Genomic DNA, 17,138 nt, shown 5'->3' with positions numbered 1-17,138 from the left:
GAATGTTATCAGAAAATGGTGTCTCTATTTCTTGAAAGTGATTCAGTTTTCAAAGAAAGACTTGAGTTATCGTCGTAAACAACGCTATATTTCTGTCCATTTGGAGGACTATTTACCACAATTATTTGGGAAGTAGATTCAATACTGGGGAGACCGAATGTTTTGCCTGTTTTAAAATGCTTTCTAAGGACGAAAGCTCACTGGGAAACTTTTCATGCGTACGTCGTGCATGCTTTGAGTATTTAGTTTGCATTCTTGGAAAAATGTGCTACAATAGGTGTATGCGATGAGCCGAATGTGGCAGTAGCCACTTTCACGCTAGGGAGGTCAAAACGCAGGAGCGGACCTTGATAAGTTGTGTGAACCTGCTTATCACACGAAAGTGCCCTTGGACCAAGATGTTTCTTGGTCTTTTTTTTGTAAATTTTCGCCAAATTTTTCTTGCAATGTTTCATCTTTTTGCACGAATGTCTTTTCATTTAAGGGAAAAAAGTGTATAATAGCAAGCATATACAAATTTTTAGAAAATTCGAAAAAAGAGGTAATTTATGGGATATACAGTAGCTGTTGTTGGTGCAACTGGTGCCGTTGGAGCGCAAATGATCCAGATGTTGGAAGAATCTACCTTGCCAATTGACAAGGTACGTTATTTGGCGTCTGTTCGTTCAGCTGGCAAGGTCTTGTCTTTCAAGGGACAAGATGTCGTTATTGAAGAAACGACAGAAGATGCCTTTGAAGGGGTAGATATTGCCCTTTTCTCAGCAGGTGGTTCAACCTCAGCCAAGTATGCCCCCTATGCAGTCAAGGCAGGAGCTGTTGTCGTTGATAATACCTCTTATTTCCGCCAGCATGCTGATGTGCCGCTGGTCGTGCCAGAGGTCAATGCGCATGCGTTGGATGCCCACAAGGGGATTATCGCTTGTCCAAACTGTTCAACCATTCAGATGATGGTGGCTTTGGAGCCTGTCCGTCAACAATGGGGGTTGGAACGCATTATCGTCTCCACCTACCAAGCAGTTTCTGGAGCTGGTATGGGGGCTATTTTGGAAACTCAAGCGCAACTCCGTGCTGTTTTGAATGATGGGGTAGCACCAAAAGATGTAGAAGCGAACATTTTGCCGTCTGGTGGCGACAAAAAGCACTATCCAATCGGATTTAACGCTCTTCCACAAATCGATGTCTTTACCGACAATGATTATACCTATGAAGAGATGAAAATGACCAATGAAACCAAGAAAATCATGGAAGATGATAGCATTGCTGTTTCTGCGACCTGTGTGCGTATTCCAGTCTTGTCAGCCCATTCAGAATCTGTCTATATCGAAACCAAAGAAGTAGCGCCGATTGAAGAAGTAAAAGCAGCCATCGCAGCCTTTCCAGGTGCGATCTTAGAAGATGATGTAGCCCATCAAATCTACCCACAAGCTATCAATGCGGTTGGTAAACGAGAAACCTTTGTTGGCCGTATCCGTAAGGACTTGGATGCTGAAAAAGGCATTCACATGTGGATCGTATCGGATAACCTCTTAAAAGGAGCAGCATGGAACTCTGTTCAAATCGCTGAAACACTACACAAACGCAGGCTTGTTCGCCCGACAGAAGATCTTGTATTTGCATTAAAATAAACCAATCATGTCATCACTTAGGAGGAAGAAAATGTCATTAGAGGATTTGAGAAATGCACGCATTATTACGGCGCTTGTGACGCCTTTTTATGAAGATGGAAGTATCAACTTTAAGGCATTGCCTAAGTTGATTGAACACCTCCTTGCCCACCATACAGAAGGCTTGATTTTGGCGGGGACAACGGGAGAAAGCCCAACGCTGACCCACGAGGAAGAGTTGGAACTCTTTGCGGAAGTCCGGCGGATTGTGGACGGTCGTGTGCCCTTGATTACAGGGATTGGAACCAATGATACGAGGGATTCGATTGCATTTGCACGGGAGGTCGCATCCTTTGGTGGTTTTGCGGCTGGTCTTGCTGTTACACCTTATTACAACAAACCAACGCAAGAAGGGCTTTATCAGCACTACAAGGCGATTGCGGATGCCAGCAGTTTGCCAATTATTGTCTATAATGTACCTGGGCGCACCGTAGCAGGCTTGACAGTGGAAACCTCTCTTCGCTTGGCGCAACATCCCAATATCATTGCGATTAAAGACTGTACAGGTGTAGCCAGTATCGCGCATCTCGTGGAAAATGCCCCTGAAGATTTTCTGGTTTACACAGGAGAGGACGGAGAGGCTTTCTATGCTAAGGCACTGGGAGCTCAAGGTGTGATTAGTGTTGCAGCCCACACCAATGGGGATGACTTTCATGCCATGTTTGAGGCTTTGGATAAAGGAAAGGTGGCAGAGGCAGCGAGTATCCAACGCAAGTTGTTACCGAAGGTGGATGCCCTCTTTTCAACGACTAGCCCTGCACCGCTGAAAGCAGTCCTTAACCACCAAGGATTTGAAGTAGGACCATTGCGCTTACCGCTAGTTGCTTGTACGGAGGAAGAAGCCAAAGTGATTATTGAAGCGTTGGAGAAATAATAGAGAAGGGAACTCTGAAATGACTATTTTAGGGTTTTTCTTCTCCGATTTGACTTGGAGTACACTCTAAGATGTATACTAGGAGGAAAGAGAGGAGCCAGAGTATGAACATCAAGAAAGCTAGTGAACTACTAAGGGTGTCAAGTGATACGATTCGCTACTATGAACGGATTGGCTTGATTCCACGTATCGGGCGTACCAGTGCAGGTATCCGCGACTTTGATGAGCAAGATTTGGCAGCCTTAGAATTTGTCCGTTGTTTTCGGAGTGCTGGAGTCTCAGTTGAGAGCCTGATTGACTATATCGGTCTATGTCAAGACGGAGAGGAAGCGCATCTTGAAGAACGCTGTGCGATTCTGGTTGCGGAGCGTGAAAAATTGCAGAAAAAGGCTGAGGAGTTGCTTTCAGCTATCAGCCGTCTGGACGGTAAGATAGCTCATTATGAGAGTGTCATCGTCAAAAATATAAGCAGTAGTTGAAAAAGGAAAGTAACCTTGGCAGGAACTGTATGCCTCATGTTATGCAATACAGCAGCAGGAGAAAGCAGTAATAGAAAGGAAACTCATGTCGATTATTAAGAATCTCTGGTGGTTTTTTAAGGAAGAAAAACGGCGATATCTCATTGGAATTGTTTCTTTGAGTTTAGTCGCTGTTTTAAATTTGATTCCACCCAAAATTATGGGGCAGGTCATTGATGCGATTACACGTGGGAATTTGACGAGGACAGACCTACTTTTGCAACTTTTGTATTTAGTGCTAGCAGCCTTTGCTATGTATGGTTTACGCTACATTTGGCGGATGTATATTTTAGGTACTTCCTATCGTTTGGGCCAAATCATTCGCTATCGTCTATTTGAGCATTTTACTAAGATGTCTCCGTCCTTTTATCAGAAATACCGAACAGGGGATTTGATGGCGCATGCGACCAATGATATTAACTCTTTGACCCGTCTGGCGGGCGGAGGTGTCATGTCGGCAGTCGATGCTTCGATTACAGCCTTGGTAACTTTGGTGACCATGTTTTTCACCATTTCTTGGCAGATGACCTTGATTGCAGTGATTCCGCTACCATTTATGGCGCTTGCAACCAGCAAGTTAGGTCGTAAAACCCATGAAACCTTTAAAGAATCCCAGGCAGCTTTTTCGGAATTGAACAATAAGGTGCAAGAGAGCGTAGCGGGGATTAAGGTGACCAAATCCTTCGGCTATCAGGACGCAGAAATAGTGGCGTTTCAGGAAGTCAATGAGATGACCTTTGCTAAAAACATGCGCACCATGAAATACGATGTCATGTTTGACCCCTTGGTCTTGCTCTTTATCGGAGCTTCATACGTCTTGACCTTGACAGTTGGTGCTTTTATGATTGCGCAAAACCAAGTGACGGTCGGGGATTTGGTGACTTTTGTGACCTATCTGGACATGTTGGTCTGGCCCTTGATGGCGGTCGGATTTCTCTTTAATATGGTGCAGCGCGGGCGTGTCTCCTATGAGCGGATTGAGGCCTTGCTCGCTCAAGAATCAGATGTCAAAGAAGCCAGTCTCCCTGTTGAAGTTGTAAAAAACGGACGCTTGGTCTATGATGTGGAACAGTTCGGCTATGAAGAGACAGAAACACTTTCTGATATTCAGTTTGCCTTGGAAAAAGGTCAGACCTTGGGTTTGGTGGGACAGACCGGCTCTGGTAAGACCAGCTTGATTAAGCTGCTGTTACGAGAACATGATGTGACAGTTGGAAGCATCAGTCTCAACGGTCACGATATTCGGGACTATCGCCTGTCTGACTTGCGCCAGCTCATCGGCTATGTCCCGCAGGATCAGTTCTTATTTGCGACGACGATTTTAGAAAATGTTCGCTTTGGTAATCCTGACTTGTCACGAGAAAGAGTAGAAGAAGCGACAAAATTATCTCAGGTCTATGAAGATATTGTAGCTATGCCAGAAGGCTTTGACACCGTCATCGGTGAAAAGGGTGTGTCCTTGTCAGGCGGTCAAAAACAGCGGATTGCCATGAGCCGTGCCATGATTTTAAATCCAGAAATTTTAATCTTGGACGATTCCTTGTCGGCAGTCGATGCTAAAACTGAGTATGCGATTATTGAAAATCTCAAGGAAACAAGACAAGCTAAGACAACGATTATCTCTGCCCACCGCTTGTCGGCAGTTGTCCATGCGGACTTAATTTTGGTCATGCAGGGCGGAAAAATCATCGAGCGTGGTCGCCATGAGGAATTGCTTGCGCAAGGTGGCTGGTATGCGGAAACCTACGCTTCACAGCAGCTAGAAATGGAGGGAGTGCCAAATGACAAAAACGAATCAATGGATTGTTTTTAAACGCTTATTGACCTATTTAAAGCCCTATAAATGGCTGACGGTACTTGCTCTTGGTCTGCTCTTGTTGACAACCGTTGTGAAAAATATCATTCCCCTGATTGCCTCTCATTTTATCGACCATTATTTGGACCATGTCAATCAGACGGCAGTTATGCTTTTAATCGGTTACTATCTGATGTATGTCTTGCAGACCATTATTCAGTATTTTGGAAATCTCTTTTTCGCCAAGGTTTCTTATAGCATTGTGCGTGACATTCGTAGGGATGCTTTTGCCAATATGGATCGGTTAGGAATGGCTTATTTTGACCGAACACCTGCTGGCTCGATTGTCTCTCGAATTACCAACGATACCGAGGCCATTTCGGAGATGTTTTCAGGTATTTTATCGAGTTTTATCTCAGCCGTTTTTATCTTTACGGTGACCCTTTACACCATGTTGATGTTGGATGTTCGCTTGACAGCTTTAGTGGCGCTTTTGCTGCCAGTCATTTTTATCTTGGTCAATCTCTACCGCAAGAAATCCGTTGCAGTCATTGCCAAGACTAGAAGTCTTTTGAGTGACATCAATAGCAAACTCTCTGAAAGTATCGAGGGGATTCGAATTATTCAGGCTTTTAGCCAGGAAGAGCGCTTGAAAGCAGAATTTGAGGAAATCAATCGAGAGCATGTGGCCTATGCTAACCGCTCGATGGCTCTCGATAGCCTATTTTTACGACCTGCCATGTCACTCTTGAAACTCCTTGCCTACGCACTTTTAATGGCCTATTTTGGTTTCCGCGGTCTCAATATAGGTATTTCAGCAGGGCTCATGTATGCCTTTATCCAGTATGTCAATCGCTTGTTTGACCCTCTGATTGAAGTGACGCAGAATTTTTCAACCTTGCAGACCTCTATGGTGTCGGCAGGTCGAGTTTTTGACTTGATTGACGAGACCGGTTTTGAACCAGTTCAAGGAAAGAGTGCTGCACAGATTGAGGAAGGCATTATCGAATTTCGTGAGGTGTCTTTTTCCTATGACGGGAAACGGCGAATTTTGGATGGCATTTCCTTTCAGGTCAAGCAGGGAGAGACGATTGCCTTTGTCGGAGCAACAGGTTCTGGGAAATCTTCGATTATCAATGTATTGATGCGCTTTTATGAATTTGAATCGGGTCAGGTCTTGATTGACGGGCAGGATATTCGTCAATTTTCACAAGCAGAATTGCGCAAGAAGATTGGACTTGTCTTGCAAGATCCCTTTCTTTATCACGGAACAATCGAGTCCAATATCAAGATGTACCAAGATATTTCCGATGAAGAAGTGCGCGCAGCTGCAGCATTTGTCGATGCCGACCAATTCATTCAGAAATTACCAGATGGTTATAAGTCCCCTGTGTCCGAGCGGGGCAGTAGCTTTTCGACAGGTCAACGACAATTGCTTGCCTTTGCAAGGACGGTGGCAAGTCAGCCTAAGATTTTGATTTTGGATGAGGCAACAGCCAATATCGACTCGGAAACCGAGCAAATTGTCCAGCATTCGCTGGAAAAAATGCGTCAAGGACGCACAACCATTGCTATTGCCCACCGTCTATCAACTATTCAAGACGCCAACTGCATCTACGTTCTTGACAAGGGCAAGATTATCGAAAGTGGAACGCATGAGGAGTTGCTGGAAAAAGCAGGGCTTTATCATAAGATGTACCAATTGCAGGCAGGCATGATGAAAGAGGCTTGATTGATACCATATTTCTAAAAAATAACCGAATGTTTCAAAGGAACAGTAGTATGTTCCTTGAAGCATTCGGTTTTTCTGATGGCGAGGTCAATGATTTTCCGTATATAGTGAATTGAATAAAGGTTAGGACATCGTTCAGTCGCTTTGATGAACGCCAGTTCTATCTGTAGCTCCCTGCCTTGTCCTATTCCTTTCTCAATCCACTATACATGATATGAAAAAGAGTATGCCCTCCTTCAAAATAAAAATGATCGTGCAGAACCTGATAGCCAAGTCTCGTATACAATGACATCGCCTTGGTATTAGCACTCCTTACACTTAGTAAGATATAGTCAAAGTCGGTTGACGACAAATAGTCCATCAACTGATAGCCGATACCTTTTCTGCGATACTGTTCCTTGACACAGAGCTCATTCAATTCAAAGGAGTGGCGGTACCAGTCCATCTTTGGAGGCAAAATTTTATCCACCTGTTTTGCCCACCAATTTTCTGGTTTAAAATCAAAGTCAAATAAGAAGCCAAGCAGCTGACCATCCAGTTCCTCGGTGATAATGAGCGGATGGAGATTTGAAGAAAGGCTATTTTCTATTCGTCTTTTCAATGAATGGGATTCTTGAATTTCATGGCGATACATCTCATCATACAGGTCAGAGACCTGATCAAGGATTTCGTATATTTCTGCATCTTTATACACTTTTTGCATTCTTTCACCTTAAGCTCTGTGGTTTTGTTGCTATTATATCATTGATGCAAAGGGGTTACAACTCTTTTACGTGGGAAAAAGGTAGCACAGAACTTGGAATAATTAGTAGGAGTTTTGTTGATGTAACCCCTTTCAACTTTATGGTATAATAGGAAAAATGGAGGAAGTGCTATGAACATCATCATCGTAGGAGCATCGTTTGCAGGCATGAGTGCCGCCTTGGAATGTCGGCAGCTCTATCCTGATGCGCAGATTGTATTAGTCGACAAGGAAAAGGAAGTCGGCTTTTTTCCAAATGTCTTCAACTGGCAACTAAAGGGCGAGTTAGGGCAGTTGGAAGAAGCGCGGAGTGAATTGTGGGCTCAGGTTCAGCAGACGACCATTGATATTCGGCTAGAGACCAAGCTCGTTCAACTAGACGCTGACCATCAAATGCTGATCCTTGAGCATGGAAATCAGGTGGTCGAAGAAGCCTATGATGCACTGATTTTGGCCATGGGAGCAGGGCAAGTCTGGGATGTGGAAGATGAAAGGCTACAAGAGCGGATGTTATCGTCCAAGTATTTTTCAGATGCCCAGAACAGTCAGCAGAAGATAGAAGAAGCGGAGTCTGTCATTATCATCGGTGGTGGTCAGATTGGGCTAGAAAGTGCCGATGCCCTCAGTCAACTCCCCTTTTCTCTGACGCTGTTTGAAGCAGAAACATCACCCTTAGCCAAATATGTGGATGATGATTTAATGGTCGGTATTGAAGAAGAGTTGAAAAAGCGCAAGATTGACCTACATACGGCAGAAATTGTAGAGAAAATTAGCCTGTCGCTAGCCGGTGATAAGGTCAAGGTTGATACCTTAAAAGGCTGCTACGAAGCGGATTATTTGCTGGTTGCGACCAATTTTCAACCCAATACAGATGTCGTAGCAGAAATCCTAGACTGTAATCCCGATAAGACGATTGTTGTAGATGAGTACTTGGAAACCAGTCAACCCCATATCTTTGCGATTGGGGATTTGATTCAATTGCCCTTTGCCTTTTTTGGCAAGGCCTATCTTCCCCTCATCAATCATGCAATTTTGACAGGGCGTTTAGTCGCTTACAATTTAGTAACCAAAAGGCGCCCCTTAAACGAAGTACAGCGCATTGTTTCTAGTCACCTTTTTGGCTACAATATTACTAGTGTCGGTCTGACCGAACGTCAGGCTCAACTCTGGACAGATGTGGATACTGTGACTGTCCAAGCGCCTTTTAGTCAGTGGGAAAAAGAAGAGTTGACCTTTAAATTGATTGTCCAACGCGCAGATGGTCGTCTCTTAGGTGGACAGCTGATTTCCACTTCTCGCCACATTCATCAAATGAATACCTTGGCACTCGCCATTTCAAACGGCATGACAGCTCAGGAGATGGTCGAACAAAGTTGGTTGTGCTTGCCACGCTATACCAATCTGGTTCCGATTGTGACCGAGGCCTGCCAGCTCTACCTCCATCGCCAAGAGGAGAATGCTCATGAGAATTGAGGATCTGTTTGAAAAAAGAGAGCGGGCCATCTATCTTCTGGTTGAGCATTTGAGAGACAGTCGCTCCAGTCTCTCCTTAAAGGAAATCAGTCAACGATTGCAGTTGTCACGGACCACATTATCTCGCTATATCGAATCCTTTGACGAAGAGGCAAGGCAAAGCAAACTCGGCTTGTCCCTCACAATCAAAGAGGAAGAGGTCAGTCATCAGCGGACAGATACCTTACTTCATACGGAGTGGTTGGCCTATCTGTGCCAGTTTAGCACCAAGTATCAGATTTTGCTCTATCTTTTTGAGAAGGAAGAATTTGCCATTCAAGCGCTGGCGCAGCATCTCCTCATTAGTGAAGCCAGTCTCAATCGGCAATTGGCTGCGCTCAATCATCTATTGCAGGATTTTCAGATGAGTATCCGAAATGGTCGCCTCAAGGGAAGCGAGTTGCAAATCCGCTATTTCTATTACCAGCTTTTTCTTCAGACCAAGACGCTCTCTAGTCTAAAGAACGAGACCACTTTTCGTCAGAGTGCTACCTATCTTCCGCTTTTTGAACGCTTTTTTGATACCACATTCAATTCCCGCCAAGCTCTACAATTGTCGCTCTGGCTGGGGATTTCACAGCGCCGTATGCGGGCACAGGATGTCGATTTTCAAGAGCTGGTTCAACTGATGAAACCCTATATGGAGCAGAAATGGTATCAGAAATTACGCGCCTTTTCTCTCACCCTCTACCAATACCAACCCTCTACTGTCCGTGAGGGTGAAGTGATGAGCCTGTTTGCTTTTTTAGTGAGCCAGACCATCCTTGCTCCACAGCAGATTGAGCGGATGTTAGCCTTTGGTGGACCGATTCGGGAGGCGACAACCGGGTGTTACCAGACCATTCGCACAGAAGTTGGTCATCCGCTCCCCATCCATGAAACGATTTTGTACTATCTCAATCAATTACTGGGCAGGGTTTATTTCTTCAAAGGGAGCTTGGACTTACCGCTTATGCAAGAAAATTCCTATTTTCTGGCCAATGCGCGCTCTCTATTGTCAACAGTGCTAGAGCGCTTTTATCAGCCGCATGTCGCCAGCCTAGTGTTTCAACGGGAGGAAGAAGTGGCATGTCTAGCAGAACTCTTTTCCTACCTCAGTCAGGTCCAGCCTGTGGTGGTGCGGATTGGTTTTCTGACCTACCAGTCTCCGATTCTGGCAGAGCCGATGTTACGGCAACTTCAAAGAAAATTTGAACGAACCTACGCTGTAGTCATTGAGCCATATATAGCTTCAAACGACTACGACCTGCTGATAGCCGATGAACCCGTTTCGGTAGAGACGCCGCTGTATTCTTTTCATAAAAGGCTCTATGCGAGCGATTTTCTAGCCTTAAAAGAGAAAATAGCCCATCTGGAGGAGCAAAAGCAAAAATGCGCCCACCGAATTTTAGAAACCAGTAGCTTTTCCATGGAAAGGCGCTGAGGATTGAAAAAGAGTGAGAAAACAGTTGCTGATAGGCTTTGGAACGTCACTCTTTTTATTCTTGTCAAAAATTTTTACAAAACGATATTTTTTGATAGGAGCTAGCAGGAAAAATAGGGTACAATAGGGATAAATAGAAAACGGAAGCGTTTTTAAAACAAAACATCAACATAACGGAGGTCTCCTATGACACAAGAAAAATACATTATGGCCATTGACCAAGGCACGACCAGCTCGCGCGCGATTATTTTTAACAAAAAAGGAGAAAAGGTCGGCAGTTATCAGAAAGAATTTCCGCAAATCTTTCCAAAGCCAGGTTGGGTAGAACATAACGCTAATCAGATTTGGAATTCTGTTCAATCCGTCATTGCAGGTGCCTTTATCGAAAGTGGTATCAACCCGTCTCAAATCGAAGGAATCGGGATTACCAACCAGCGGGAAACAACTGTTGTCTGGGATAAGGAAACAGGACTTCCTATCTACAATGCGATTGTGTGGCAGTCCCGTCAGACAGCCCACCTAGCAGACCAATTGAAACATGACGGTTACTCTGACATGATTCATAAAAAGACTGGCTTGGTCATCGATGCTTACTTCTCAGCGACCAAAGTACGTTGGATTTTGGACCAAGTGCCTGGGGCTCAAGAACGTGCTGAAAAGGGTGAAATTCTCTTTGGTACCATTGATACTTGGCTTGTCTGGAAATTGACAAATGGACGTTGCCATGTGACCGATTATTCCAATGCAGCACGGACCATGCTTTACAACATCAAGGAACTCAAGTGGGATGATGAAATTCTAGCCCTCTTGAATATTCCAAAAGCCATGTTGCCAGAAGTCAAGTCCAATTCAGAAATTTATGGCAAAACTGCACCATTTCATTTCTACGGGGCAGAAGTGCCAATTTCAGGGATGGCAGGTGACCAGCAGGCAGCCTTGTTCGGACAATTGGCCTTTGAGCCTGGTATGGTGAAAAATACCTATGGTACTGGTTCGTTCATCGTCATGAATACGGGCGAAGACATGCAGCTGTCTGAAAATAGCCTCTTGACTACTATCGGTTATGGTATCAATGGCAAGGTCTACTATGCTCTAGAAGGTTCAGTCTTCATCGCAGGAAGTGCGGTGCAGTGGCTCCGTGACGGTATGCGCATGGTCAAAGAATCTCCTGAATCAGAAGAACTGGCACGCAAGTCTACCAGCAACGATGAAGTCTATGTCGTACCAGCCTTTACAGGACTTGGTGCACCCTACTGGAATTCAGACGCGCGTGGCTCTGTCTTTGGCTTGACACGTGGAACAACCAAGGAAGACTTTGTCAAGGCCACCCTCCAATCTATTGCCTACCAAGTGCGCGATGTCATTGATGTCATGCAGATTGACTCTGGTATGCCAATCTCTGTCTTGAAAGTAGACGGTGGAGCAGCCATGAACAGCCTACTCATGCAGTTCCAAGCAGACATCTTAGGCATTGAAATTGCACGGGCCAAGAACCTAGAAACAACCGCTCTTGGAGCAGCATTCCTTGCAGGATTGGCCGTTGGTTTTTGGAAAGATTTGGATGAATTAAAGACCTTGAATGCAGTTGGTCAATCTTTCCAACCAGCGATGAACGATGCGCGTAAGGAACAACTGTACAAGGGTTGGAAAAAAGCTGTCGCAGCGACTCAATTATTTGCTGAAATAGACGAAGAAGAATAGAAAAGAGAGTACAAGATGGAATTTTCAAAAGAAACAAGACGATTAGCCATTGAAAAAATGCAGGACAGACAACTTGATTTGCTGATTATCGGGGGCGGAATCACTGGTGCAGGTGTAGCGCTTCAGGCAGCAGCAAGCGGAATGGAAACAGCCTTGATTGAAATGCAAGACTTTGCAGAAGGGACCAGTAGCCGTTCCACAAAATTGGTGCACGGTGGCTTGCGGTACTTGAAACAATTTGACGTGGAAGTCGTATCAGATACGGTGTCAGAACGGGCGATCGTGCAACAAATCGCACCGCACATTCCAAAACCAGACCCGATGCTCCTTCCAGTCTATGACGAAGAAGGTTCCACTTTCAGTATGTTCCGCTTAAAAGTTGCCATGGACTTGTATGACCTCTTAGCAGGTGTCAACAACACAGACTTGGCCAACAAAGTATTGACCAAAGAAGAAGTCTTGGAACGCGAGCCTCACTTGAAGCAAGAAGGACTTGTCGGGGGCGGTGTCTATCTTGATTTCCGCAATAACGATGCCCGCCTCGTGATTGAAAATATCAAACGTGCCGCAAAAGATGGTGCCTTGATTGCCAGCCGTGTCAAAGCAGAACGTTTTATCAAGGATGAAAAGGGCAAGGTCGTAGGCATTGTGGCGCGTGATCTCTTGACCGATAGCACCTTTGAAATCCGTGCCCGCCTCGTCATCAATACTACTGGACCATGGAGCGATGAAGTGCGTAATCTCGGAGGTGAAGGCAGCGGCCTATTGCAAATGCGTCCAACAAAAGGAGTTCATTTAGTCGTTGATAGCGCCCGTCTTTCCGTGCCACAACCAACTTATTTTGACACAGGTCATGCAGACGGACGGATGGTCTTTGTTCTGCCTCGTGAAAACAAGACTTACTTTGGAACGACCGATACCGATTACATAGGCGATTTAGCAAATCCAATGGTCACCCAAGAAGATGTCGATTACTTGCTGGATATTGTCAATAACCGTTTCCCAGGTACCAACTTGACCCTTGACGACATTGAGAGCGGTTGGGCAGGACTACGTCCTCTGCTTTCTGGAAATGGCGCTTCGGACTACAATGGCGGAAACAACGGTAAATTGAGCGATGATAGTTTCAACAACTTGATTGATACAGTCAAGGCCTATCTCAACAATGAAAAGACACGTGACGATGTGGAACATGACTTGACCCAGCTAGAAGGTAGCGTGTCTGAAAAGACCTTGGCTCCATCAGCCGTTTCTCGTGGTTCTTCTCTTGACCGGGATGACAATGGATTGTTGATCCTAGCTGGCGGTAAGATTACGGATTTCCGTAAAATGGCAGAAGGCGCTCTTGAAAAGGTCGCAGAAATCCTTGCAGCAGAGCACGGTCGCAAGTTTAGACTGGTCAACTCCAAAACCTACCCTGTATCAGGAGGCGAGTTGAACCCAGCCAATGTCGCAGAAGAAATCGAACATTTGGCACAACTCGGAGTGAAAAAAGGCTTGCACTACGATGATGCGCTCTACCTTGCGAACTTGTATGGTTCAAACGCACCAAAAGTCTTTGCTTTGAACCACAAAGTAGAAGCAGTCAGCCAGCTCAACCAGCGTGATCTGCTCTCTCTCCACTATGCCATGAAAGAAGAAATGGCTCTCACTGCGGTGGACTACCTTCTACGTCGGACCAACTACATGCTCTTTATGCGGGAACAGCTTGACGCTATCGTTGATGACGTGCTCCTTGAAATGGCAGCCTACTACGGCTGGTCTGAAGAAGAACAAGCAGCACAGCGGGCATTATTGGATGAAACCTTGGTCAAGAATGACTTGGCTTATTTAAAAAATAAATAGAATGAACCCTTGAGCTAGGTACTAGTAGAAATCCTAGCTTGAAAGGGCTTAAAAAGGAGTTTATATGGAAAAAGAACTATTAGGTGAAGTAATCGGAACCGCTTTGTTAATCCTCTTGGGGAACGGTGTCGTAGCAGGCGTAGTGCTTGACAAGAGTAAGAGCAAGGATGCTGGCTGGATTGTGATTACCATCGGTTGGGGGCTTGCGGTTGCAATGGCAGCCTTTATCAGTGGTCTCTTAGGTCCTGCTCACTTGAACCCAGCAGTATCCATTGCGATGGCCTATGCAGGCAATCTTCCGTTGGGGTCTGTCTTCCCTTATATCGGGGCTCAATTTGTCGGAGCCTTTATCGGAAGTCTCTTGGTTTACTTGATGTACAAAGACCACTATGATGCAACAGAAGATACTGGAGCAGTGCTTGCGACATTCTCAACTGGCCCTGCAATCCGTAACACCGTGACCAACACAATTAGTGAAGCGATTGGAACATTTGTCCTTGTCCTTGGCTTGCTAGCCTTTGGCAATTACGATATGCCAGCAGGTCTTGGTACCTTGACTGTCGGCGCTTTGATTCTCTCTCTCGGCGTGTCGCTTGGTGGTCCAACAGGTTATGCCTTGAACCCTGCGCGTGACCTCGGCCCTCGTATCATGCACGCTATTCTCCCTTTGAAACACAAGGGTGATTCAGATTGGGGCTATGCACTTGTACCAGTCGTAGGTCCAATTATCGGAGGCCTTCTAGCAGCAATCTTTTACGGACTCGTATTCTAAGGATTTAAAAACCCTGTCTCGGTTTGAAACGAGACAGGGTTTATGCTGTTTACACTAATTCTTCCAACTTATCCACCAATGATCCGACATAGGTAATCGTTTCTTTCAATGGCTTGTCTGTTGAGACATCGACACCTGCGTGTTTGGCAAGGTCTTGGGCAGATAGGCTAGCTCCTAGAGAGAGGGTTTCGAGCCATTTTTCAACAACTGCTTCAGGATTTTCTTCCAGTTGTTTGGCCATGGCTGTTCCGATGGTCAGACCAGCAGAGTAAGTGTACGGGTACAAGCCCATGTAGTAGTGTGGCTGACGCATCCAGATGAGACCTGCATCGTCTCCGATTTCAAAGTCTTCACCCCAGAATTCCTTAATAATATCGAGTTTAATCTGGCAGAGGATGTCCCCGTTGAGGTATTCATCATTGTCCAAACGAGTATAGACTTCGCGTTGGAAAGCCGCTTCCAATAAATGAGTGACCATATTGTGGAAGTAGGTGCGGCTGATCAATTCACTAATGAGGTAGGCTTGGAAGGCTGGATCTTGATTTTGTTTCAAGAGAGTGTTACATGTCAAGACCTCATTGGCAGTAGACGGTGCTTCGATAAAGTAAAGCGATGGATCGTAGTTGAGAATGCTTTGTTTTTTCGCTAATTGGAAATGTCCAGCATGGCCAAGTTCGTGTGCGAGTACCAAGACTTCATTCATCAAACCAGTCCAAGACAAGAGAATGTAAGATGGCCCATCATACAAGGTCGCACAGTAACCACCTGTTGATTTTCCTTCGTTTTGAGCAAAGTCAATCCAGCGCTCATCAAAGGCTTGCTCAATCATCTGAATGTAATCCTCTCCCAAGATTCCAAGGCAATCGTTCAAGAATTGTTTGGATTCTTCAGGTGTGATGCGCTGATTGAAGTCTGATGGCAGGCTGATTTTTAGGTCTGCGTGGGTGATTTTTTCAAGGCCGTGCGCTTTTGCGACTAATTTGACATAGCGGCGCATGTGAGGAGCCAATTCTTTCATAATCACATCGATTTGGCGATCAAACAACTCACGGGAAACATTTTGGTCAAAGAGCAGGTAGTCAATGGTTGACTTAAATCCACGTAGTTTTGCCTCAATTTGCTCATTTTTGATATGAGACAAGTAGTCCGCAGCGGTGGTATTTTTGTATTTGCGAAGGGTTGAATAGAAGCCAGCTGCGGATTGACGACGAATTTCTGTATCGTGGCTGATTTCGTAGTCATTTTCAAACAAAACGTAGCTGTTTCCGTAAGATTGACCATTTGCAGTGAAGTTTTCAAAAGTCATATCTTCAAACTTTGTCGTCTCATAATTGCGGTGAGGCTGTCCAAATGTTGGGGCAAAATTAGCCAACAAGTCTTCCTGCAATGGGTGCAACTGGTGTGGTTTTTTACGAAGAATATCCTGGATATAGCTGGTCCATTGTGGCTCTTGAGCGCTGACTTCGTTCAATATTGCTTCATCCAACAGAGCAAGTTGGGTCTGTAAGAAGGCAATCTTTGGATAGCTGGTCGCTAAGGTCACTTGGTATTCATTGGCCAGAGCTGCAAGCTCTGCATTCATCTTGTCCACATCAAGGTTTAAGTAGGCGTAGTGGCTCAACTTATTGTTAATAGTTTGGATAAGCTCGTATTCCTTGAGGGCACGGACAATCACCTCGCTAGAAGTCAGTTTATCCTTGTAGTCTTGTTCAAACTGTTCTACCTGTGCCTTGTAGTCCGCAAGACCTTTTTGATAGGCCTCGTGAGAAGGGTAAATGAGGGAAGTATCCCAGGTTAACTGCACATCAATTTCTTGACGTTTTGGCATCGCATTTGTCATTTGAATTCTCCTTTTTTGTATTGAAAATATTATATCATATATCAGGAAAAAACTTGACAAATCTGCATAATCCTTGGATAATAGTAGTATAAGAGGGTTGTAAAACCTAAAGAAAGGAGCTTTTTATGCAAGTCATTAAACGGAGTGGAGAAGTCGTTGACTTTGATCCAGAAAAAATTTACCAAGCGATTATAAAAGCTGCTCGTACTGTCTATGTCATCGATGATACTTGGCGTCAAAATTTGGCTCAAGTGACCAAGAAAGTAGTTTTAGACTTGGAAGAAGCTCATACAGAGCGTCCGACCATCAGCATGGTCCAATCACAAGTAGAACACCGTCTGATTGATGCAGGCTACATTGCGATTGCTGAACACTATATTTCTTACCGCCTCCAACGCGACCTTGAGCGCAATGGCTACGGCGACCGCATCAATGTTCATCTACGCTTTGAACAAGTACGCTAATCCAAAAAAGCTGTCTACGGACGACTTTTTTGTGTTGGGGAGAAAGGAAGCCTATAGCCTAACAAATGCACCATTATGTGGACTTATAGTCTTTTGAACGAACTTTGATACATCGTCACTTTCGACTTGTCGTATTTATACTCAATGAATGAAAATCAAAAGCAGATGTTGTTGACTTGATTGGATGAACTTCAGTTCTATCTGCATCGGCGTCGCCTAGTCTGTTCTTGATTTTCATTGAGTATAAAATCCATCA

The 17,138-nt window shown here is 44.9% G+C and carries 13 protein-coding genes and 1 pseudogene; 12 read left to right on the top strand and 2 right to left on the bottom strand.

Annotation, left to right across the window (positions count from 1 at the left end; genetic code table 11):
* The 6 genes and pseudogenes from E4T82_RS02775 to E4T82_RS02750 all read left to right on the top strand — a co-directional run.
* Positions 1 to 136, top strand: a pseudogene (locus tag E4T82_RS02775) (ISAs1 family transposase); the annotation flags it as partial.
* Positions 137 to 548: 412 nt separating this feature from the next.
* Positions 549 to 1,625, top strand: a complete 1,077-nt coding sequence (locus E4T82_RS02770; RefSeq protein ID WP_135181366.1) for an aspartate-semialdehyde dehydrogenase — start codon at positions 549 to 551, stop codon at positions 1,623 to 1,625.
* 31 nt (positions 1,626 to 1,656) lie between these two features.
* The gene (gene dapA / locus E4T82_RS02765) at positions 1,657 to 2,538 is read left to right on the top strand and encodes a 4-hydroxy-tetrahydrodipicolinate synthase (RefSeq protein ID WP_135181365.1); all 882 of its coding nucleotides are present in this window, start codon (positions 1,657 to 1,659) and stop codon (positions 2,536 to 2,538) included.
* 104 nt (positions 2,539 to 2,642) lie between these two features.
* Positions 2,643 to 3,017, top strand: a complete 375-nt coding sequence (gene nmlR, locus E4T82_RS02760) for a stress response transcriptional regulator NmlR (protein WP_135181364.1) — start codon at positions 2,643 to 2,645, stop codon at positions 3,015 to 3,017.
* 85 nt (positions 3,018 to 3,102) lie between these two features.
* Positions 3,103 to 4,869 carry an ABC transporter ATP-binding protein gene (locus E4T82_RS02755; protein ID WP_135181363.1) on the top strand — a complete coding sequence of 589 codons (1,767 nt, stop codon included), beginning with the start codon at positions 3,103 to 3,105 and terminating at the stop codon, positions 4,867 to 4,869.
* Positions 4,838 to 6,583 (top strand): ABC transporter ATP-binding protein, encoded by a 1,746-nt coding sequence (locus E4T82_RS02750; RefSeq protein WP_135181362.1) that lies wholly within the window; start codon positions 4,838 to 4,840, stop codon positions 6,581 to 6,583. Before E4T82_RS02755 ends, E4T82_RS02750 begins: the two co-directional genes overlap by 32 nt.
* Positions 6,584 to 6,767: 184 nt before the next feature.
* On the opposite strand, the gene E4T82_RS02745 is transcribed toward E4T82_RS02750, so the two are convergent.
* The gene (locus E4T82_RS02745) at positions 6,768 to 7,286 is read right to left on the bottom strand and encodes a GNAT family N-acetyltransferase (protein ID WP_135181361.1); all 519 of its coding nucleotides are present in this window, start codon (positions 7,284 to 7,286) and stop codon (positions 6,768 to 6,770) included.
* Between the two features lie 171 nt (positions 7,287 to 7,457).
* Between E4T82_RS02745 and E4T82_RS02740 the strand changes: the two genes are divergently transcribed.
* The 5 genes from E4T82_RS02740 (at position 7,458) to E4T82_RS02720 (ending at position 14,578) form a co-directional block, all read left to right on the top strand.
* Positions 7,458 to 8,798 (top strand): FAD-dependent oxidoreductase, encoded by a 1,341-nt coding sequence (locus tag E4T82_RS02740; RefSeq protein ID WP_135181360.1) that lies wholly within the window; start codon positions 7,458 to 7,460, stop codon positions 8,796 to 8,798.
* Positions 8,788 to 10,260: a helix-turn-helix domain-containing protein gene (locus tag E4T82_RS02735; RefSeq protein WP_167753546.1), complete on the top strand. Its 1,473-nt coding sequence runs from the start codon at positions 8,788 to 8,790 to the stop codon at positions 10,258 to 10,260. Before E4T82_RS02740 ends, E4T82_RS02735 begins: the two co-directional genes overlap by 11 nt.
* Positions 10,261 to 10,446: 186 nt before the next feature.
* Positions 10,447 to 11,961 carry a glycerol kinase GlpK gene (glpK, locus tag E4T82_RS02730; RefSeq protein ID WP_075104193.1) on the top strand — a complete coding sequence of 505 codons (1,515 nt, stop codon included), beginning with the start codon at positions 10,447 to 10,449 and terminating at the stop codon, positions 11,959 to 11,961.
* A 15-nt stretch (positions 11,962 to 11,976) separates the two neighbouring features.
* A complete protein-coding gene (gene glpO / locus E4T82_RS02725; protein ID WP_135181358.1) occupies positions 11,977 to 13,806 on the top strand; it encodes a type 1 glycerol-3-phosphate oxidase in 1,830 nt (609 codons plus the stop codon).
* A 64-nt stretch (positions 13,807 to 13,870) separates the two neighbouring features.
* A complete protein-coding gene (locus tag E4T82_RS02720) occupies positions 13,871 to 14,578 on the top strand; it encodes an MIP/aquaporin family protein (protein WP_135181357.1) in 708 nt (235 codons plus the stop codon).
* A gap of 49 nt (positions 14,579 to 14,627) precedes the next feature.
* Here the strand turns inward: E4T82_RS02720 and pepF are convergent, their stop codons facing one another.
* Complete coding sequence (gene pepF / locus E4T82_RS02715) at positions 14,628 to 16,418, bottom strand: oligoendopeptidase F (protein ID WP_135181356.1); 1,791 nt, start codon at positions 16,416 to 16,418, stop codon at positions 14,628 to 14,630.
* A gap of 125 nt (positions 16,419 to 16,543) precedes the next feature.
* Here pepF and E4T82_RS02710 point away from each other — a divergent pair, with 125 nt between their 5' ends.
* Positions 16,544 to 16,882 (top strand): ATP cone domain-containing protein, encoded by a 339-nt coding sequence (locus E4T82_RS02710; protein ID WP_075099752.1) that lies wholly within the window; start codon positions 16,544 to 16,546, stop codon positions 16,880 to 16,882.
* Positions 16,883 to 17,138: the final 256 nt, after the last annotated feature.

The organism is Streptococcus cuniculi (assembly GCF_004570575.1).
Lineage (GTDB): Bacteria > Bacillota > Bacilli > Lactobacillales > Streptococcaceae > Streptococcus > Streptococcus cuniculi_A.
Note: the sequence above shows the minus strand (reverse complement) of the source record. Positions and strands in the feature narration are given on the sequence as shown.